16 protein-coding genes and 1 pseudogene are annotated in these 18,100 nt (G+C 64.0%); 9 read left to right on the top strand and 8 right to left on the bottom strand.

The features are described from left to right. Positions 1-4: 4 nt before the first annotated feature. From C7I87_RS05225 to rtcR, 6 genes and pseudogenes are all read right to left on the bottom strand, one after another. Positions 5-715, bottom strand: a complete 711-nt coding sequence (locus C7I87_RS05225; RefSeq protein WP_149903207.1) for an ABC transporter ATP-binding protein — start codon at positions 713-715, stop codon at positions 5-7. After that, on the bottom strand, positions 708-1,487 hold the full coding sequence (locus C7I87_RS05220; RefSeq protein ID WP_149903206.1) for an ABC transporter ATP-binding protein: 780 nt from the start codon (positions 1,485-1,487) through the stop codon (positions 708-710). The genes C7I87_RS05225 and C7I87_RS05220 overlap by 8 nt, the downstream gene beginning before the upstream one ends. Positions 1,488-1,498: 11 nt before the next feature. After that, positions 1,499-2,707, bottom strand: a complete 1,209-nt coding sequence (locus C7I87_RS05215; RefSeq protein WP_149903205.1) for an ABC transporter substrate-binding protein — start codon at positions 2,705-2,707, stop codon at positions 1,499-1,501. Positions 2,708-2,930: 223 nt separating this feature from the next. Next, positions 2,931-3,122, bottom strand: a pseudogene (locus C7I87_RS05210) (ABC transporter ATP-binding protein); the annotation flags it as partial. Positions 3,123-3,144: 22 nt separating this feature from the next. Further along, positions 3,145-3,627 carry a hypothetical protein gene (locus tag C7I87_RS05205; RefSeq protein WP_149903204.1) on the bottom strand — a complete coding sequence of 161 codons (483 nt, stop codon included), beginning with the start codon at positions 3,625-3,627 and terminating at the stop codon, positions 3,145-3,147. Between the two features lie 166 nt (positions 3,628-3,793). Further along, complete coding sequence (rtcR, locus tag C7I87_RS05200; RefSeq protein WP_149903203.1) at positions 3,794-5,392, bottom strand: RNA repair transcriptional activator RtcR; 1,599 nt, start codon at positions 5,390-5,392, stop codon at positions 3,794-3,796. Between the two features lie 206 nt (positions 5,393-5,598). Here rtcR and C7I87_RS05195 point away from each other — a divergent pair, with 206 nt between their 5' ends. Both C7I87_RS05195 and C7I87_RS05190 read left to right on the top strand, forming a co-directional pair. After that, the gene (locus C7I87_RS05195; RefSeq protein ID WP_149903202.1) at positions 5,599-7,170 is read left to right on the top strand and encodes a vWA domain-containing protein; all 1,572 of its coding nucleotides are present in this window, start codon (positions 5,599-5,601) and stop codon (positions 7,168-7,170) included. A 1,098-nt stretch (positions 7,171-8,268) separates the two neighbouring features. After that, complete coding sequence (locus C7I87_RS05190; RefSeq protein WP_188393733.1) at positions 8,269-9,672, top strand: RtcB family protein; 1,404 nt, start codon at positions 8,269-8,271, stop codon at positions 9,670-9,672. A gap of 37 nt (positions 9,673-9,709) precedes the next feature. On the opposite strand, the gene C7I87_RS05185 is transcribed toward C7I87_RS05190, so the two are convergent. After that, positions 9,710-10,579: a helix-turn-helix domain-containing protein gene (locus C7I87_RS05185; RefSeq protein WP_149903201.1), complete on the bottom strand. Its 870-nt coding sequence runs from the start codon at positions 10,577-10,579 to the stop codon at positions 9,710-9,712. Between the two features lie 92 nt (positions 10,580-10,671). On the opposite strand from C7I87_RS05185, the gene C7I87_RS05180 reads away from it, so the two are divergent. Next, a complete protein-coding gene (locus C7I87_RS05180; protein WP_149903200.1) occupies positions 10,672-12,216 on the top strand; it encodes a 4-hydroxyphenylacetate 3-hydroxylase N-terminal domain-containing protein in 1,545 nt (514 codons plus the stop codon). Between the two features lie 5 nt (positions 12,217-12,221). After that, positions 12,222-12,731: a flavin reductase gene (locus C7I87_RS05175; RefSeq protein WP_149903250.1), complete on the top strand. Its 510-nt coding sequence runs from the start codon at positions 12,222-12,224 to the stop codon at positions 12,729-12,731. A 31-nt stretch (positions 12,732-12,762) separates the two neighbouring features. Here C7I87_RS05175 and hpaR read toward each other — a convergent pair whose 3' ends face one another. Further along, complete coding sequence (gene hpaR / locus C7I87_RS05170; RefSeq protein ID WP_246696191.1) at positions 12,763-13,158, bottom strand: homoprotocatechuate degradation operon regulator HpaR; 396 nt, start codon at positions 13,156-13,158, stop codon at positions 12,763-12,765. A 213-nt stretch (positions 13,159-13,371) separates the two neighbouring features. Between hpaR and C7I87_RS05165 the strand changes: the two genes are divergently transcribed. The 5 genes from C7I87_RS05165 (at position 13,372) to hpaH (ending at position 18,043) form a co-directional block, all read left to right on the top strand. Further along, entirely contained in the window at positions 13,372-13,758 is a 387-nt protein-coding gene (locus C7I87_RS05165) for a 5-carboxymethyl-2-hydroxymuconate Delta-isomerase (protein ID WP_149903198.1), read from the top strand. A 12-nt stretch (positions 13,759-13,770) separates the two neighbouring features. Then, positions 13,771-15,288, top strand: coding sequence for a 5-carboxymethyl-2-hydroxymuconate semialdehyde dehydrogenase (gene hpaE / locus C7I87_RS05160; protein WP_149903197.1), 1,518 nt, complete (start codon positions 13,771-13,773; stop codon positions 15,286-15,288). A 14-nt stretch (positions 15,289-15,302) separates the two neighbouring features. Continuing rightward, entirely contained in the window at positions 15,303-16,283 is a 981-nt protein-coding gene (gene hpaD, locus C7I87_RS05155; RefSeq protein ID WP_149903196.1) for a 3,4-dihydroxyphenylacetate 2,3-dioxygenase, read from the top strand. An 87-nt stretch (positions 16,284-16,370) separates the two neighbouring features. Then, complete coding sequence (locus tag C7I87_RS05150; protein ID WP_149903195.1) at positions 16,371-17,240, top strand: fumarylacetoacetate hydrolase family protein; 870 nt, start codon at positions 16,371-16,373, stop codon at positions 17,238-17,240. After that, positions 17,237-18,043: a 2-oxo-hept-4-ene-1,7-dioate hydratase gene (hpaH, locus tag C7I87_RS05145; RefSeq protein ID WP_149903194.1), complete on the top strand. Its 807-nt coding sequence runs from the start codon at positions 17,237-17,239 to the stop codon at positions 18,041-18,043. The genes C7I87_RS05150 and hpaH overlap by 4 nt, the downstream gene beginning before the upstream one ends. The last annotated feature ends 57 nt before the right edge of the window (positions 18,044-18,100 follow it).

The raw sequence follows: 18,100 nt of genomic DNA, 5'->3' as shown, positions 1-18,100 counted from the left end.
GCCATCATACACCCAGAATTTCGTGGAGCAGCGTCATGCGGTCCGCCAGTTCCCCGGTCGGGAATCCGGCCACGACCTTGCCGTGCTCCATCAGGTAGAAACGGTCGGCGACACGGCTGGCGAAGCGGAAATTCTGCTCGACCAGCAGGATGGTCATGCCACGCTGCTTCAGCGTCGCCAGCAGCTCGCCGATGCGCTGCACGATGACAGGCGCGAGGCCCTCGGTCGGTTCGTCCAGGAGCAGCATCTTGACGCCGGTGCGCAGCATGCGCGCGATCGCCAGCATCTGCTGTTCGCCGCCCGACAGCCTGGTGCCGGGGCTGTTGCGCCGCTCCTTCAGGTTAGGGAAGAGATCGAAGATTTCCTCGACACTCATGCCGCCCGGGGCGACGACAGGCGGCAGGACCAGGTTTTCGTCGACTGTCAGCGTCGAGAAGATGCCACGCTCCTCCGGCACGAAGCCGATGCCCTGGTGCGCGGTGCGGTGCAGCGGCAGCCGCATCAGGTCGGCGCCGTCGAAAACGACCTGTCCCGTCCGCCGGCGGATCAGGCCCATGATGGCGCGCAGCGTCGTCGTCTTGCCGATGCCGTTGCGGCCGAGCAATGTGACCGTTTCGCCGGCAAAAACTTCGAGATCGACGCCGTGCAGCGCATGGCCCTCGCCATACCAGGCGTTGAGGCCGCTGACCGCAAGCAGGGGCGCGGCGCTAGTCATCGGCGGTGCCCATATAGGCGACCTTGACGCGTTCATCGCGGCTGACGGTGGCGTAGTCGCCGGCCGCGAGCACCTCGCCGCGCTGGATCACCGTTATCCAGTCGCAGAGATCGGCCACCACGGTCAGATTGTGCTCGACCATCAATACCGCGCGGTCGCTCGCCACCGAGCGGATGAGGGCGGAAACCGTGGCCACGTCCTCATGGCCCATGCCGGCCATCGGCTCGTCCAGCAGCAGCACTTTGGGATCGAGCGCCAGCGTCGTGGCGATCTCGAGCACGCGTTTCCTGCCATAGGAGAGATCGCCGGCCAGCCTGTTCGTGGCATCGTCGAGGCCGACGGAACGCAGCAGTTCCATGGCGCGCGGCGTCAGCCGGTCGAGTGCCGCCAGCGAGCGCCAGAACTGGACGCCGAGCCCGGCCGGCCGCTGCAGCGCGACGCGCACATTGTCGAGCACGCTGAGATGCGGAAAGATCGCCGATATCTGGAACGAGCGCACCAGACCCATCCGCGCCACCCTGGCGGGCGGCGTGCGGGTGATGTCGTGCCCGAGCAACTCGATCCTGCCGCTGGTCGGCGCCAGGAATTTGGTCAGCAGGTTGAAAACGGTGGTCTTGCCGGCGCCGTTGGGTCCGATCAGCGCATGGATGTTGCCATGGCGGACATCGAGGTCGACATTTTTGACGGCGACGAAGCCGGCAAAGTCACGCCGCAGGCCGCGGGCGGAAAGCACCACCCGCGGCTCTTCCGCGTTCAGGTCAGGCGGCACCATGGCCGCGCCGGTCACTGTGCGGCCGTCGGGCAGCCGCTGTCCTTCTCGCTCAGGAAAGCCTCCTTGCCGGGAATGGTGGCCAGGTATTTGTAGTAGTCCCAATCCTTGCTGCTCTCGCTAGGCGCCTTGACCTGGTAGAGATACATGTCGTGGACCATGTTGCCGTCGGCCTGGACCTTGCCGCCCGTTGTGACGGCATCGTCGACGGGCAGCGAGTGAAGTTGCTTGGCGACCGCTTCGGTCTCGTCCGTGCCGGCCTTGTCGATGGCCTTCAAATACTGCGTCACCGCCGAATAGGTCGCGGCCTGGACCATGTTCGGCATGCGGTTGGTGCGCTTGAAGAAGCGCTGCCCGAATGCGCGGCTCTTGTCGTCGCGGTCCCAGTAATAGCCCTCGGTCAGCACGACGCCTTGCGCCGCCTGCAGGCCGAGCCCATGCACTTCGGACAGCGTGAACAGCAGCGCCGCCAGACGCTGGCCGCCCTGCACGATGCCGAATTCGGCCGCCTGCTTGATGGAATTGGAAGTGTCGAGGCCGGCATTGGCCAGTCCGATGACCTTGGCGCCGGACGATTGCGCCTGCAGCAGGAAGGACGAAAAATCGGTCGCGCCGAGGGGATAACGCACCTCGCCCAGCACCTTGCCACCATGGCTCTCGACGAATTTGGCGGTCTGCTCCTTCAGCGAATAGCCGAACGCATAGTCGACGGTGACGAAGAACCAGCTGTCGCCGCCCTGCTGCACGAGGGAGCCGCCGGTGCCCACCGCCTGTGAGTGGGTGTCATAGGCCCAGTGGAAGCCGTAGGGCGAGCACTGCTTGCCGGTGAGCTCGGTGGTCGCCGCACCGGTGACGATGTCGATCTTCTTCTTTTCCTTGGAAATCCCTTGCACGGCGAGCGCGACCGAAGAGGTCGTCAGCTCCATGATGGCATCGACCTGTTCGGTATCGTACCACTGGCGTGCGATGTTGGAGGCGATATCGGGCTTGTTCTGGTGGTCGGCGCTGATGATCTCGATCGGCGCGCCCTGCACCTTGCCGCCGAAATCCTCGACCGCCATCTTGGCGGCCTCGACCGACCATTTGCCGCCGAAATCGGCATAGACGCCGGACTGGTCGTTGAGGATGCCGATCTTGACCTTGCCATCGGAAATCCCGGCGGCCGAGGCGGGAATTGCGGTGGCCGCGAGCAGCGCGGCGGAAACGACATAGCATAGCTTCATGAGTTTACTTCCTCCCAGTGTGGATGAATCCGGCCGCCCCCTACGATCGTCATCCGCAAGCACATTAGGAAAATGAGGCGGAAGGGCAAGAGGCGGCCGCGGATTTCATGGCGGCAAGGCCGATTCCAGGGCCTGACGCCAGAGGAGACTCAGGACGGGACATGAACATGTGAAGCGCGGCCGGCCGCACGCCGAGCTTGTTTGAGCTACGTCCCGGGCAGCCTCAGCCCTCGGCGGCGACGAGATGGCCGTTGCCCACATCGCTCAACGCCAGTTTCAGCGGCGCCTCGCCGATCCGGCGGGTGGCGCTGGGGATTTCCTGATCGAGGCGGGCGAAACGGCTTCTGCGCTGCGCGGGATCCGGCACCGGCACGGCCTCGATCAGCCGTTTGGTATAGGGATGGCGCGGGTTCGCTCGTCCCGGCCACCGCCGCCCGCTATTTGGCCGCCGGCCTGTGTTGGCGGGCATAGGCCACGCAAGCATCCACGGTGCTGACACAAAGCGCGTCGCGCCTGTTCGGCAGATTGTTGTCGCCGGCATAGGCAACTTCGGCAACGCGGCCATCGACCATGCGAACCTGCGTGTCGCAGTAACCGCCGGGAGCGACATTGACGGAACCGCCGACCGTGGGGATCGCCCCCAAGGCCAAGGCAGGAACGACGACGCTGAGATTGCCGCGCTGGACGATGCGCTTATAGGTCCAGATCTGCCCGGACTGGCCGACATCCGCGGTGGCGGTCGGAAACCCCGCGCACATTCGAACGTCGGCTTCGCTGAGGCCGACCATCTCCTTGCGAGCCGCCGCCGCCGTGGGATCAACCTCGGCGATGCGCGACGTGTCGTCGGGAACGACGCAGGAGGACTGGACGACGACGATGAGGCCAGAAAGGGCAAGCTTTCGAATACTGGAAAATGTCATACCGATTGTTGAGATTGCGTGGCGCCCGGCCGCCCTCTCTACCTAGGCAAGCAGGCCCTCGGATCAACCCGCGCATCTTCACGAAAAGGTGGCCAAGGCAAGCCACCGGACCTTGTGACTTCCATTCGCCATGGATGAACCCGTCGGCAGCCGACGAGGACGTCCATCATTTCCGGACGATGTCCTCGAAGCTCAAGTCGAACCGCTTGAGATATTTGCGCAGCCGGTCGGCATCGTTGCCGCTGGTCTTTTGCAGTCGCGAAACGGCGAACAGTTTTCGCCCGGCGGCGCTGATCGAATTGCTGTCGCGGCAGACCTCGAGCACGGTGGCAAGCTGTGGCCGATCGAACATATCGATCCGGCGTTGCCGTTCGACACCCAAAACCTCCACCAGGATGGCATCGCGATCGCCGGCATCCCCAGCACGCCAGAGTAAAGTCAGCCGGTCGATCTCGTCGCGCACCGTCTCCTCGTTGATGCGGCCGAGCGGCGCCAACGTCGCCATGCGGGTGATGGATGCCGACAGATCGCGGAAATTGGCACGCCACATCGCCTCCGGCGCGATGGCGAATTTCAGGTAGAGATCCCGCGCCTCCTTGTTGAAAGTGACGTTCTGGCCCTCGCGTTCACTGAAGCGGCGCAGCTCGAAGTCTAGGTTAGGCTCGATATCTTCCTTGCGGTCGCGCAGCGCCGGCAGCTGAAAGGTCCACAGGTTCAGCCGTGCGAACAAATCCTCGCGGAACTTGCCCTCCTTCACGCCGATCGACAGATCGCGATTGGTGCCGGCGAGAAGCTGGAAATCCGACATCACGTCCTGGTCGGCGCCGACTGGCAGGAAGCGCTTTTCCTCGATGGCGCGCAGGCACATGGCTTGTTCATCGAGACCAAGCTCGCCGATCTCGTCGAGGAACAGCACCCCTTTGTTTGCCGACTTCATCAGTCCGGCACGCTCGTTCTGGGCGCCGGTGAAAGCGCCTTTGACGTGGCCGAATAGGGTCGACATCGCCTGGTCGCCGCGCAATGTCGCGCAATTGACCTCGATGAAGGCGCCGGAAACCTGCCGCTGCGCCTTCTTGAGTTCGTAGATGCGGCGCGCGAGCTGCGACTTGCCCGCTCCTGTCGGGCCGGTGAGCAGGACAGGCGCGCGTGAGCGGATCGTCACCTTCTCGATCTGGTCGATCATCTGGTTGAAAGCCGGATTGCGGGTGGCGATGCCCGATTTCAGGAACGACGTCGCCTCGTCGCGTTCGGCGGCGAAGCGCGTGGCGATCGCGTCATAGCGGGACAGGTCGAGATCGATGATCGAGTGGCTGCCCGACACATCGGCATCGGTCCCGTGTTTGCGTGGCGAAAGCTGCAGCAGGCGCGCCGGGATGAAATGCGCCTCGGTGAGCAGGAACCAGCAAATCTGCGCAACGTGCGTGCCTGTGGTGATGTTGACGAGATAGTCTTCCTTCTCGGGATCGAACATATAGCCACGGGCGAAATCGCGCAGGCCGGTATAGACCTCGCTGAAGTCCCATGGATCCTTCATGCCGATGATGTGCGGCCTGACCTCGGTTGCCGGCGAGACTTGCTCTATGTCAGTGATGATCTGCGTGGCCAGTCGCTGCGAATGCGCGTCGTGAATGAGTTCGAGCCTGTCGATGAACAGGCCCGGCTGCTGGCACAGCGCCACCGTCGGCCGCCACTTCTTCCAGCGGTCGGCCCTGCCGTCGGCATCAAGCGTGGTGCCGAGGATTCCTATGGCGACACGTCTTCTCATTTTATCCAATTCTATAAGAAACGAGATTTTTGGATCACTATACAGGCACCGGCTTGCGCGATGCCAGAGGCAATGATTTTCAGCGGCATTTTTCTTTCATAAATAAATCAATGTGTTAACCGGAGCGCTGCGAACTTCCACCTGCTTGCCGTCCAAACTGGCACGCCGCTTGTAATGCTACCGGTGTGAAATGAAGGATGAGATCAATGGCGAACAAATCCGTGTTTGCGACGATTGCAGGAAAGCTGCTCCCGCCGGCTGATGCCAGGAACCATGAGGGCGCCCGGGCCTACCGCCTGTCGCCCGAACAGGCCCTGGCGCAGCTGGCGGCGACGGGAACGTTCAATGCGACCTTCTATACCGAGCCGCGCGAACAGCTGGACGAGGTGCTGAAGCTCGCCTGGCAGGTCGAGCCGGGGTTCCTGGCCCGCACCGCCGTCCGCGCTTTCGAGCAGGGCTACATGAAGGACATGCCGGCGCTGTTGCTGGCCGTTCTCTCCTCGATGCAGGGCGACGAGTTCAACCGGGCTTTCGGGCGGATCGTGCGGAATGGCAAGATGCTGCGCAATTTCGTGCAGGTCATGCGTTCGGGCGCCACCGGGCGCAAGTCGCTCGGCACGCGGCCGAAGCGCCTTGTCCAGGCGTGGCTCGAGCAGGCAGCCGACTTCGAGATCATGCGGGCCGCGGTCGGCAACGATCCGTCGCTGGCCGATGTCGTCAAGATGGTTCACCCGAAGCCGAAGTCGGCCTCGCGTGAGGCGCTTTACGGCTACCTCCTTGGCAAGCCGCATGATGTCGCGGCCTTGCCGGAGGTGGTGAAAGCCTTCGAGGCGTTCAAGCGCGATCCGTCGCTGCCTGTACCCGAAGTGCCGTTCCAGATGCTGACCTCGATGCCGCTTTCGCGCCAGCATTGGGTGCAGATCGCCGGGACGGCCGGATGGCAGATGCTGCGGCAGAACCTGAACACTTTTGCTCGCAATGGCGTGTTCGAAGTGGATGGGTTCGCGGAAACACTGGCGGCGCGTCTGCGTGACCCGGAGGCAATCCGGCGCGCCCGGGTGTTCCCGTATCAGCTCATGGTGGCGTTCACTGTGGCCGATGCGAAAGTGCCTGGCGTGGTTCGGGACGCGCTGCAGGATGCGATGGAAATCGCGCTCGGCAACGTGCCCGAGGTCAAGGGCAACGTGGTGGTGTGTCCAGACGTTTCGGGCTCGATGAGCTCGCCCGTCACCGGCTACCGCAAGGGCGCGACGTCGGCCGTGCGCTGCATCGATGTGGCTGCCCTGGTGGCCGCCGCGATGCTGCGGCGCAACGCGACGGCCAGGGTGCTGCCGTTCGAGAACAATGTGGTGGATATCCGCCTCAACGCTCGCGATACAGTGATGACCAACGCCGCCAAGCTTGCCGCCATCGGTGGTGGCGGAACCAACTGTTCGGCTCCGCTGGCACAGCTGGTGCGCGAGAAGGCCAAGGTCGACCTTGTCGTGTTCGTGTCGGACAACCAGTCCTGGGTGGATGCCTCGGCGCATGCGCATCAGGGGACGGGGACGATGCAGGAATGGCAGAAGTTGAAGGGGTTGAACCCGGCAGCCAAGCTGGTCTGCATCGACATCCAGCCGTACACGACGACGCAGGCCCAAGGGCAGGCCAAGTCGCAGGCCGACATCCTGAATGTCGGTGGCTTCTCCGACCGCGTCTTCGACGTGGTCGGGACGATGCTGTTCTCGAGCGGCGACCCGGACCATTGGGTGCGCACGATCGAGGCGATCGAACTCTGAAAACGGTCCCGGCGGCGCGTCCGCCGGGACTACCGAAACAAAAACGGGGCATGACGAATGCCGATGGAACTACAGGCTGTTCACCTCCAGGTCGCGGGTTCGAATCCCGTCGGGTCCGCCACTATGGACCCGTAGCTCAGCGGATAGAGCGGGACGTTTCATCAAACCTTGTCGTCATGCCCGACGGGCTTTACGCGGTTTCGGCCGCAACTGAATAGGAAAGGAACTGAACAGACGGCGTGACGAATGCCTGTGGAACTACATCCTAACTTTCGGGTCGCAGGTTCGAGTCCCGCCGGGGCTGCCAATCGGCTCCGTAGCTCAGTCGGCAGAGCAGAAAGGCAGTTTTCATAGAATCTTGTCGTCACACCCGAACAAAGCCGCGGCGAATGCCGGATGGAACTACAGCTCCAAAGAATGGGATGCTCCGTGAGGTTCGACTCCTCACCTTGGCGGCGCTCTCTGGCACGAGCGGGACTCCCGGGTTTCATCATCCCTTGTCGCCGCGGCGAGCGAACAGAATGGCGAATGCAGGCAGGACTACAGGTAGCGCGCCCGTCGAAGGACGGGAGGTCGGGTGTTCAAATCACTCTCTCGCTCCTCGGAGCGAGGTGGCGCAGTCACCGTCTTGCCGATCCTTGTCGCCAGCCGATTGAATGGGCGAATGCCTGCGGGAATACATGGGTCACTGGCGGTTCGAATCCGCCCCGTCGATCGGTTGATCGATCGGTTTCTCGCTTCGACTTGTCGCCCGCCGCAGAGAAGAGAATGAATGGCGAATGCAGGCAGGACTACAGGATAGAGCATCCGCGGCGAAAGCGGCGGAAGGTCGGATGTTCAAGCCATCCCTTCCATCCCACCGGACGGAAAGTAGCTCAGTTTGTCTTGCCGACACTTGTCGCCAGACCGAATAAGGACGAATGCCTGCGAGACTACAGGTAGACGCAGCTCGCTCCAATTGCGTCAAGCAAGGGAGCGGGTGCCGAAAGGCGTGAGGGTTCGTGTCCCTCCTTCGCATCTCGCGAAGTGGCGGAAAAATGTTTCGCATTCCCTTGTCGTCCGTCCGCAACGTGCAGTGCTGTATCGAAAGTGAAGGACATGACCGAGATTTTGAGTGGACAGGATTTGATCGACGCCGGCATGCCGCAGGGCAAGTGGTTCGGCAAGGCGCTGGCCGCCGCCAATGCGGTGCTGGAGGGCGGCGGGTCGCATGGCGATGCGCTGGAGGCCGCGCGCGGTTTCGCGCCGCCGCCGGCCATGCCGCGGCATGCGGCTTCCTCAATGCCGCTGCACCTCAACATTGAGGCCGAAACGCCCGATGAGGCTGCCAATGTCGAAGCGGTCGCGCGCAGCATGACCGAATTGATGCGCACGCCGGTGGTCCGTGCCGGCGCCATCATGCCGGACGCCTGCCCGGCGGGGCCGTCGGGCACCATTCCGGTCGGCGGCGTCGCCGTGTCCGAAGGCATCCATCCCGGCATGCATTCGGCCGACATCTGCTGCTCGATGGCGATCTCGGTATTTGCCGGCGTAGCGCCGGCAGCGCTGCTCGATGCCGTGCATGGGGTCACCCATTTCGGACCGGGCGGGCGTCCGCGCGGCCAGCAGATCCGACCGGCCAAGGAGGTCTTCGAGCGTTTCGAGGCCAACCCCTTGCTGCGTGACCTGACCAGTGCCGCGATCGAGCATTTCGGCACGCAGGGCGACGGCAACCATTTCGCCTATGTCGGCACGCTGAAGTCGAGCGGCGAGACGGCGCTGGTCACCCATCACGGCTCGCGCTCGCCTGGCGCGCGGCTCTATAGCAAGGGGATGAGGATCGCCGAGGGCGTGCGCAAGACGCTGTCGCCGGAAACCTTGCCGCAGAACGCCTGGATTCCTGCCGACACGCGGGAAGGCGATGAGTATTGGGACGCCCTGCAGACGATCCGCGAATGGACCAAGGGCAACCATATGCTCATCCACGATATGGCGGCTGAGCGTCTGGCGGCGAAGGTGTCGGACCGGTTCTGGAACGAGCACAACTTCGTCTTCCGCCGCTCGGATGGGTTGTTCTACCACGGCAAGGGCGCCACACCGGCGTTCGACAACTGGGCCGACGACGCCACCGATCTGACGCTGATCCCGCTCAACATGGCGGAGCCGGTGCTGATCGCGCGCGGCAAGAACGCGGCGCATGGACTTGGCTTCTCGCCGCACGGCGCCGGGCGCAATTTCTCGCGCACCCAGCACAAGCGCATGCAGGCGGGACGCAGCGTCGCCGATATCTTCGCGCAGGAGACGAAGGGCATCGATGCCCGTTTCTTCTCCGGCGTGACGGATATTTCGGAGCTGCCGAGCGCCTACAAGAACGCGGCATCGATGCGCCGCCAGATCGAGCATTTCGGCCTGGCGGAGATCGTCGACGAAGTGCTGCCTTATGGCTGCATCATGGCCGGCGACTGGGAGGCGAACGCGCCATGGCGCAAGAAAAGGGAAGCGCGCCAGCAGCAGGGGCGCTAACCCGACCGGATGCGGGCTGCAAGGCCGCATCCGGTGATCACCCGTTCCGCAACTGCCTCCGCCGCCAGGCGGCTGGGGCCTCGCCTATCCGCTCGCGGAAGAAGCGTGAGAAATAGGCCGGGTCGTCGAAGCCGATTTCGTAGGCGATGTCCTCGACCGTGCGCACGGTGAACAGCAGCAGCCGCTTGGCCTCCAGCAGCCGGCGGTCGCCGACCACCCGCTTGACGCCGCTGCCCAACACCGCGTGGGCGGCCTTGTCGAGCAAATGCGGCGTCGTGGCGAGGGCTTCGACGTAGCGGTCGACCGGCCAGTTTTCGCGGAAATGGGCATCGACAAGCCGGCGCAAGCCAAAGGCCAGCGTCGCATCGGAAGACGCTGTGGCGGCAACTCTTGCAGGCGCGAGACGCGCGATGTGGGAAAGTGCGACGGCGATCAGCGCCGGCAGGACCCTGTCGCTGCCCGCCTGCGCCTCGGCGTATTCGGCGGCGATCATGTCCAGCACCGTTGCCAGTCTCCGCCATGCGGCGTGTTGCGGGAGGCCGTCGGCGAAGACAGGCCGGTCCAGCGGCAGCAGGCTGTGGCCGGCAAGCGTGGCGAGCGCATCGTCGGCGACCGAGACCACGATGGCGTCGGTGCCTGGCCCGATCGAAAAACCATGCACGATAGTGCTCGGCACGAAACTGACGGCAGGCGCCGAAAAGTCCCAGGATCTGTCCTCGATGCGATAGGTGCCGGAGCCGCCGGTCCAGTAGGTGATCTGACCCATCTGCGGATGTTTGTGCGCGGCAACCTGGCCAAGGTGAATGTTGCTGCGTGCAAGCACTGTCTCGACATGCAGGAAGCCGACATCGAGCGGCCGAACGGGTTCGCCGTAGACGAAGAAATCGGGAATGGAATTCTGGCTCATGGTGCCGGAAAAAGTCCAATCGGTTTTGCCGTTCCGTCCATACCCGATCCCCTGCGGAGGCGCTAGTGTCGCGGTACCAGTGGAGGAGCATCATGCGGTCAGAAGATTTTCGCGCGGACAAAGCGCGCCCGTTTACCGGGGCCGAATATCTGGAGAGCCTACGCGACGGACGCGAGGTCTATATCAACGGCGAACGCATAGTCGACGTCACCGCGCACCCCGCCATGCGCAATTCGGCGCGGTCGCTGGCGCGGCTGTACGATGCGCTGCATGACGGCAAGCGTCGTGAGACGCTGACATCGCCGACCGACACCGGGTCGGGCGGCTACACCCACAAATATTTCCGCGTCGCCAAATCCTCCGGCGAACTCGCGGCCCAGCAGACGGCGATCGCCGAGTGGTCGCGCATGTCCTACGGCTGGATGGGGCGCACGCCCGACTACAAGGCGGCGCTGATGAACACGCTTGGCGCCAATGCCGACTGGTACGGACCGTTCAAGGACAATGCGCTGGCCTGGCACAAACGTGCCCAAGAAGCGGTGCTGTTCATGAACCACGCCATCGTCAACCCGCCGATCGACCGCCACAAGCCGGCCGAACAGGTGAAGGACGTCTTCGTCCACATCACCAAGGAGACGGATGCCGGCATCTTCGTGTCCGGCGCCAAGGTGGTGGCGACGTCCTCAGCGTTGACGCATTACAATTTCCTGGCACAGGGCTCCGCGACGGTCACCGAGGATCCATCGCTGTCGGTGATGTTCATCGTGCCGATGAACGCGCCAGGGATAAAGATGTTCTGCCGCGTCTCCTATGAGCAGACGGCCAATACGGTGGCGGCACCCTTCGACTATCCCTTGTCGTCGCGCTTCGACGAGAACGACGCGATCCTGGTGCTCGACAACGTCTTCATCCCCTGGGAGGACGTGCTGGTGCTGCGCGACGCGCAGAAAATCCTGTCCTTCCATCCGGCATCGGGATTCATGCATGGCTATTGTTTCCAGGGCTGCACGCGCTTCGCCGTCAAGCTCGACTTCCTTGCCGGGCTGCTGGCCAAGGCGCTGCGCGCCACCGGTGGCGACGCCTTTCGCGGCAACCAGGCGGCACTGGGCGAAGTGATCGCGCTCAGGCACATGTTCTGGAGTTTCTCCAATGCCATGGCCTACAACCCGATCCCGTGGGCGAACGGCGCGGTGCTGCCCAATCTCGACGCGGCACTGGCCTACCGCACCTTCATGTCGGAGGCCTATCCGCGCGTCATCGATACGGTGCGCCGGGTGATCGCCTCGGGGCTGATCTATCTGCCGTCTTCGGTGCGCGACTTCAACAACCCCGAGATCGACAAATACCTCGCCCAATATGTGCGCGGCTCCAACGACATGGGCCATATCGAGCGCATCAAGATCATGAAGCTGTTGTGGGACGCGACCGGCACCGAGTTCGGCGGCCGCCACGCGCTCTATGAGCTCAACTATGCCGGCGCGCCGGAAGAGGTGCGGCTGCAGGTGCTGAAGGGCGCCGAGCGCGGCGGCAGGCTGAAGGCGATGGAAGAGTTGGTCGACACCTGCATGGCCGACTATGACGAGCATGGCTGGACAGGCGACACGTGGCTGCCGCCACTCGGCTCGACGGCTGGGTGACGGCCATGGCCGCGCAGATTTCGAAGACCGATTTCCGCGACGCCATGGCAAGGGTCTGCGCGCCGGTCAACATCATCACCACCGATGGGCCGGCGGGACGCGGCGGCTTCACCGCCACCGCCATGTGCAGCGTCTCAGACGAGCCGCCGACGCTGCTGGTGTGCATGAACGGGCGTTCGACGCAGGCGGCGATGTTCCTCGCCAACCGCCGCTTTTGCGTCAACGTGCTGACGCATGACCACCTGCATCTGGCCGGAAAGTTCGCCGGCGCGACCAGGGACATGGAAGCCCGTTACGAGGCTGCGCGCTGGCAGACACTGGCCTCGGGCACGCCGGCATTGTCGGACGCGATCGTCAACTTCGATTGCGAGATCGAGACCGTGCACCTCGTCGGCACGCACAATGTCATGATCGGCCGCGTCATCGATGTGCGGCACGGCAGCGGCGGCTCGGCGCTGCTCTATGTCGACCGCAATTATACGCAGCCAACGCGGCTAGGCAGTTTTGGCGGCTGAGCCGTAGCGAACGGCCCTGGCCGCCGAGTGCTCAGCTCTCGCCGTCGATCAGGCTCTCCAGGAGATCGAGCAATTGCTCCAGCCGCTCGTGGCCGAAGCGCTTCTCGATGTCGTCGTAGATGACACGCCTCTCGGGCGACAGCGCATCGATCAACGCGGAGCCCGCCGGCGCGATGGTCAGCACGACGCGGCGGCCGTCGCCTTCCGCCTTGTTGCGGGTGATGAACTTCCGCCCCTCGAGCGCCTTGATGATGCGGGTCAGGCTGGGCGGCAGCACCGAGGCGCGATCGGCAAGCTCGGTCGCCTCGACCGGGCCGGCTTCGCTCAGCACGCGCAGCACGCGCCATTGCTGTTCGGTCACATCATGCGCGGCAAGCATCGGGCGAAACCGTCCCATTACCGCTTCACGGGCATGAAGCAGCGCCATCGGCAAGGAGCGACGAGTGTTTTCCGGCAGCAAGAAGCAGCGCCCCCAATAATGCGGTGGTCAGCGAGTCTTGACCCCACATGGGCCAATGTCAAAACCCGACCTTTCCATCCCGTATCGTCGCCTCCAGCCCAATGCAAGACTTGACTTTGGGGGTACGTCGTGTAATTAACGCGTTAACTACAACAATGCGATAAACAGGAACGAAACGCGGTGCCGCACTTCTCCATCGAGTATTCGGCCAATCTCGATGCCAAGGTCGACATGAATGAATTGTGCGCGCTGGTGTTGCGCACGGTGCTCGACACCGGGCTGTTCGAAACCGGCGCGGTGCGGGTGCGGGCTTTTCGCGCTGACGCCTACGCCATTGCCGATCGCCTGCCGGAAAACGCCTTTCTCGATATGTCGTTTCGCATCGGTACCGGCCGCAGCGCCGAGGACAAGAAACAAACCGGCGAGGCCGTATTCACTGCGGTGAGCCAATACCTGGCCACGCTGTTCGAGAACCCGCATTTCGCCCTGTCGCTGGAGATCAGGGAGATCGATCCGGTGCTGAGCTGGAAGAAGAATGCAATCCACCCGCGGCTGCGCGGCAAGTGACGGAAGACCGACATGTCCGACCTCGAAGGCAATCTGAAAAAGGCGGAAGCCTACCTCGCCCGCTTCAAGCGTGATGGCGTGCTGAACCAGATTGGCGGCGAAGCGGTGCTTGCCGCCGACGGCTCGACTTTCGAGACGCTGTCACCGGTCGATCTGCAGCCGCTGGCCAGGGTCGCGCGCGGCAGCACCGCCGACATCGACCGAGCGGCCAAGGCGGCCAAGGCGGCATTCCCGGCCTGGGCCGCCATGCCGGGCGAGGCGCGCAGGAAGCTGCTGCACAAAATCGCCGATGCGATCGAGGCGCGCGCCGAGGAGATCGCCTTCGTCGAGTGCATGGACACCGGCCAGGCGCTGAAGTTCATGGCCAAGGCCGCATTGCGCGGCGCCGAAAACTTCCGCTTCTTCGCCGACCGCGCGCCGGAAGCGCGCGACGGCGAGACGCTGCGGACCACGAGCCAGGTCAACATGACGACGCGTGTGCCGATCGGGCCAGTCGGCATCATCACGCCCTGGAACACGCCGTTCATGCTGTCGACCTGGAAGATCGCGCCGGCGCTGGCCGCGGGCTGCACCGTGGTTCATAAGCCGGCTGAATTCTCGCCGCTGAGCGCGCGGCTGCTGGTCGAGATCGCCGAGGAGGCCGGCCTGCCGAAGGGTGTGTGGAACCTGGTCAACGGCTTGGGCGAACATGCCGGCAAGGCGCTGACCGAGCATCCCGATATCAAGGCGATCGGCTTCGTCGGCGAAAGCCGCACCGGCTCGATGATCATGAAACAGGGCGCCGACACACTGAAGCGCGTGCATTTCGAGCTCGGCGGCAAGAACCCGGTGATCGTCTTCGCCGACGCCGACCTGGAACGCGCGGCGGATGCGGCGGTGTTCATGATCTACTCGCTCAACGGCGAACGCTGCACCTCATCGTCGCGGCTGCTGGTGGAAGCCTCGGTCTATGACCGGTTCACCGAGCTGGTGGCGGAGAAGGCCAAGAGCATCAGAATAGGCCATCCGCTCGATCCGAGAACCGTGGTCGGGCCGCTGATCCATCCGGTGCATGAGGAAAAGGTGCTGTCCTATATCGAGATCGGCAAATCGGAAGGTGCCGTGGTCGCCGCCGGCGGCGGCAAGTTCGCCGGCCCGGGCGGCGGCTGCTATGTCAGCCCGACGCTGTTCATCGGCGCCACCAACAGGATGCGCATCGCCCAGGAAGAGATTTTCGGGCCGGTGCTGACCGCGATCGCCTTCGAGGACGAGGGGGAAGCGCTGGCGCTGGCCAACGACACGCAATACGGCCTGACCGGTTATCTCTGGACATCGGACGTCACCCGCGCCTTCCGCTTCACCGATGCGCTGGATGCCGGCATGATCTGGGTCAACTCGGAGAATGTACGCCATCTGCCGACGCCGTTCGGCGGCGTCAAGAACTCCGGCATCGGCCGCGATGGCGGCGACCATTCCTTCGATTTCTACATGGAGACGAAGAACATCGCCTTTGCCACGTCAGCGCACGCGATCCAGAAACTCGGCGGCTGACCGGAGGAAACCAGATGCCCTTGCCCAAGCCCAACCTCTACCCGGCCTTCAACATCGTGCGCCTCAGCCATGTCGAACTGGCGGTGACCGACCTAGCGAAATCCCGCGCCTTCTATGTCGACACGCTCGGCCTGCAGGTCACCGACGAGACATCGGGCGCCATCTACCTCAGGGCCATGGAGGAGCGTGGCCATCACTGCATCGTGCTGAAGAAGGCCGCCACGGCCGAAGCGCGCGACCTCGGCTTCAAGGTGTATTCCGACGAAGACCTCGACAAGGCCGAGCACTTCTTCAAGGGCAAAGGCCTGCCGGTCGAACGGGTCGAACGGCCCTACCAGTCGCGCACCTTCCGCACGCGTGACCCGCACGGCATTCCGCTGGAGTTCTACGCGACGATGGAGCGGCTGCCCCCGATCCACCAGAAATATGCGCTCTACAAGGGCGTGAAGCCGCTGCGCATCGACCACTTCAATTGCTTTTCGCCTGACGTCGATGAGTCCGTCGCCTTCTACAACGAGCTCGGCTTCCGCGTGACCGAATACACCGAGGATGCCGGCAGCGGAAAGTTGTGGGCGGCGTGGACACACCGCAAGGGCGGCGTGCACGACATCGCCTTCACCAACGGCGTCGGCCCGCGCCTGCACCACGTCGCTTTCTGGGTGCCGACGCCGCTCAACATCATCGATCTGCTCGACCTGATGGCGACGACCGGGTATCTGCCGAACATCGAGCGCGGACCCGGCCGGCACGGCATTTCCAACGCGTTCTTCCTCTATGTCCGCGACCCCGACAATCACCGCATCGAGATCTATTGCTCGGACTACCAGACGGTCGATCCCGACCTCGAGCCGATCAAATGGGACCTCAAGGACCCGCAGCGCCAGACACTGTGGGGCGCGCCGGCGCCGAAAAGCTGGTTCGAGGAAGGCAGTGTTTTTGCGGGTGCAGAGGTGCGCCAGCCGGGTCTGGCGGCATCGCCGATTGTGGCGCCCTAGGGATTTTGATTTGATGTCAGCGTTCCGTGTCGCCCGTAGAACTCCGGCCTGGCCAGCATGGAACAACACAGATGACGGGGTGGCCGCATGAATGCCCGGCTCGCCACCTTCACCGTCGACGGCAAGACGCGCTACGGCGCGGTCACCGGCAAGGGCGTCATCGACCTCTCCGCCCGCCACAGCCAATGGCCGACGCTCCGCGAGGTGATCGAGGCCGGCGCCTTGCGGCGGCTGGCGGAAGAGGCGGATACCCTCGCCGCCGATTTCCCGCTCGACGCCATTGCCTACGACATCCCTATTCCCTCACCGGGAAAGATCATCTGCGTCGGCGTCAATTTCCCCGACCGTAATGAGGAGTACAAGGACGGCCAGGCAGCGCCTTCGAACCCCTCGCTGTTCATCCGCCTTGCCAGTTCCTTCGTCGGCCATGGCGCGCCGCTGGTGCGACCGCCGGAATCGCCACAGCTCGACTACGAGGGCGAGATCGTCATCGTCATCGGCAAGGGCGGGCGACGCATCGCCGAAGCCGATGCGCTCGGTCATATCGCGGCGCTGTCGCTGTGCAACGAGGGCACCATCCGCGACTGGGTGCGGCATGCCAAGTTCAACGTCACGCAAGGCAAGAATTTCGACCGTACCGGCTCGATCGGCCCTTGGCTGGTGCCGTTCACAGACGAGGCGCAGATCGCCGACATCGCGCTGACCACGCGCGTCAACGGCGAGGTGCGCCAGCAAGACCGCACCAGCCGGATGATATTTTCCTTCCGCAAGATCATCAACTACATCTCGACCTTCACCACGCTGGTGCCGGGCGACATCATCGTCACCGGGACGCCGACCGGCGCCGGCGCCCGTTTCGAGCCGCCGGTCTGGCTTAAGCCGGGCGACGTGATCGAAGTGGAAGCCGACGGTATCGGTGTGCTGCGAAATGGCGTCGCCGACGAGGCTACGCCATGACACCGGAGCAAGTCGAAGACGCCGCCAACCGCCTGTTCGAAGCCGAGCGGGCGCGCCGCCAGATTCGGCTGCTCAGCCTCGATTTTCCCGAAGCGACGATGGAGGACGCCTATCGCGTCCAGGCAGCGCTGGTGGCGCGCAAGATCGATTCCGGGCTGAAGCCTAAAGGCTGGAAGATCGGCCTGACCTCCAAGGCGATGCAATATGCGCTGGCCATCGACACGCCGGATTCGGGCGTGCTCTTCGACGACATGTTCTTCAGCGACGGCGCGACCATTCCCGCCGGCCGCTTCATCCAGCCGCGCGTCGAGGCCGAAATCGCCTTTGTCATGAAGGCGCCGCTGAAAGGTCCCGGCGTGACAATCTTCGACGTGCTCAACGCCACCGACTACATCACCCCGGCGATGGAAATCCTCGACACGCGCATCGAGCGGGTCAATGCCGAGACGAAGAAGGCGCGGACCTTCTTCGATACGATATCAGACAATGCCGCCAATGCCGGCATCGTCATCGGCGGCCGGCCGCAGCGGCCCGATGAAGCCGACATGCGCTGGATCGGCGCCATCGTCTCGCGCAATGCCGAGGTCGAGGAGACCGGGCTCGGTGCCGGCGTTCTCAACCATCCGGCCATGGGCGTCGCCTGGCTGGCGGACCGGCTCGCCCGCTATGGCATATCGATCGCGGCGGGCGAGGTTGTTCTCTCGGGGTCCTTCGTGCGGCCCGTCGAGGCGCGACCCGGCGACACGATCGTCGCCGATTTCGGTGGTTCCGGAACCGTCAGCATCCACTTCGCCAAGGACTGACGGTTCTTACTCTACAGCATGTCGCGGCGAATAGGATTCGCCCGACCTGCTGTAAGC

Origin of the sequence: Mesorhizobium sp. SARCC-RB16n, from assembly GCF_008520305.1 — a bacterium.
In the GTDB taxonomy this organism is placed as follows: Bacteria; Pseudomonadota; Alphaproteobacteria; order Rhizobiales; family Rhizobiaceae; genus Mesorhizobium.
The sequence above is the reverse complement of the archived record's forward strand: the minus strand, read 5'-3'. Positions and strand labels throughout refer to the sequence as shown.

What these genes read in the sequence shown, in the direction of transcription:
- C7I87_RS05190 (WP_188393733.1), top strand. Translation starts at nt 8,269, where the DNA reads ATGACCGAGATTTTGAGTGGACAGGATTTGATCGACGCCGGCATGCCG.
- C7I87_RS05185 (WP_149903201.1), bottom strand. Translation starts at nt 10,579, where the DNA reads ATGAGCCAGAATTCCATTCCCGATTTCTTCGTCTACGGCGAACCCGTT.
- hpaH (WP_149903194.1), top strand. Translation starts at nt 17,237, where the DNA reads ATGACACCGGAGCAAGTCGAAGACGCCGCCAACCGCCTGTTCGAAGCC.
- C7I87_RS05180 (WP_149903200.1), top strand. Translation starts at nt 10,672, where the DNA reads ATGCGGTCAGAAGATTTTCGCGCGGACAAAGCGCGCCCGTTTACCGGG.
- hpaE (WP_149903197.1), top strand. Translation starts at nt 13,771, where the DNA reads ATGTCCGACCTCGAAGGCAATCTGAAAAAGGCGGAAGCCTACCTCGCC.
- rtcR (WP_149903203.1), bottom strand. Translation starts at nt 5,392, where the DNA reads ATGAGAAGACGTGTCGCCATAGGAATCCTCGGCACCACGCTTGATGCC.
- C7I87_RS05215 (WP_149903205.1), bottom strand. Translation starts at nt 2,707, where the DNA reads ATGAAGCTATGCTATGTCGTTTCCGCCGCGCTGCTCGCGGCCACCGCA.
- hpaR (WP_246696191.1), bottom strand. Translation starts at nt 13,158, where the DNA reads ATGGCGCTGCTTCATGCCCGTGAAGCGGTAATGGGACGGTTTCGCCCG.
- C7I87_RS05205 (WP_149903204.1), bottom strand. Translation starts at nt 3,627, where the DNA reads ATGACATTTTCCAGTATTCGAAAGCTTGCCCTTTCTGGCCTCATCGTC.
- C7I87_RS05225 (WP_149903207.1), bottom strand. Translation starts at nt 715, where the DNA reads ATGACTAGCGCCGCGCCCCTGCTTGCGGTCAGCGGCCTCAACGCCTGG.
- hpaD (WP_149903196.1), top strand. Translation starts at nt 15,303, where the DNA reads ATGCCCTTGCCCAAGCCCAACCTCTACCCGGCCTTCAACATCGTGCGC.
- C7I87_RS05195 (WP_149903202.1), top strand. Translation starts at nt 5,599, where the DNA reads ATGGCGAACAAATCCGTGTTTGCGACGATTGCAGGAAAGCTGCTCCCG.
- C7I87_RS05150 (WP_149903195.1), top strand. Translation starts at nt 16,371, where the DNA reads ATGAATGCCCGGCTCGCCACCTTCACCGTCGACGGCAAGACGCGCTAC.
- C7I87_RS05220 (WP_149903206.1), bottom strand. Translation starts at nt 1,487, where the DNA reads ATGGTGCCGCCTGACCTGAACGCGGAAGAGCCGCGGGTGGTGCTTTCC.
- C7I87_RS05175 (WP_149903250.1), top strand. Translation starts at nt 12,222, where the DNA reads ATGGCCGCGCAGATTTCGAAGACCGATTTCCGCGACGCCATGGCAAGG.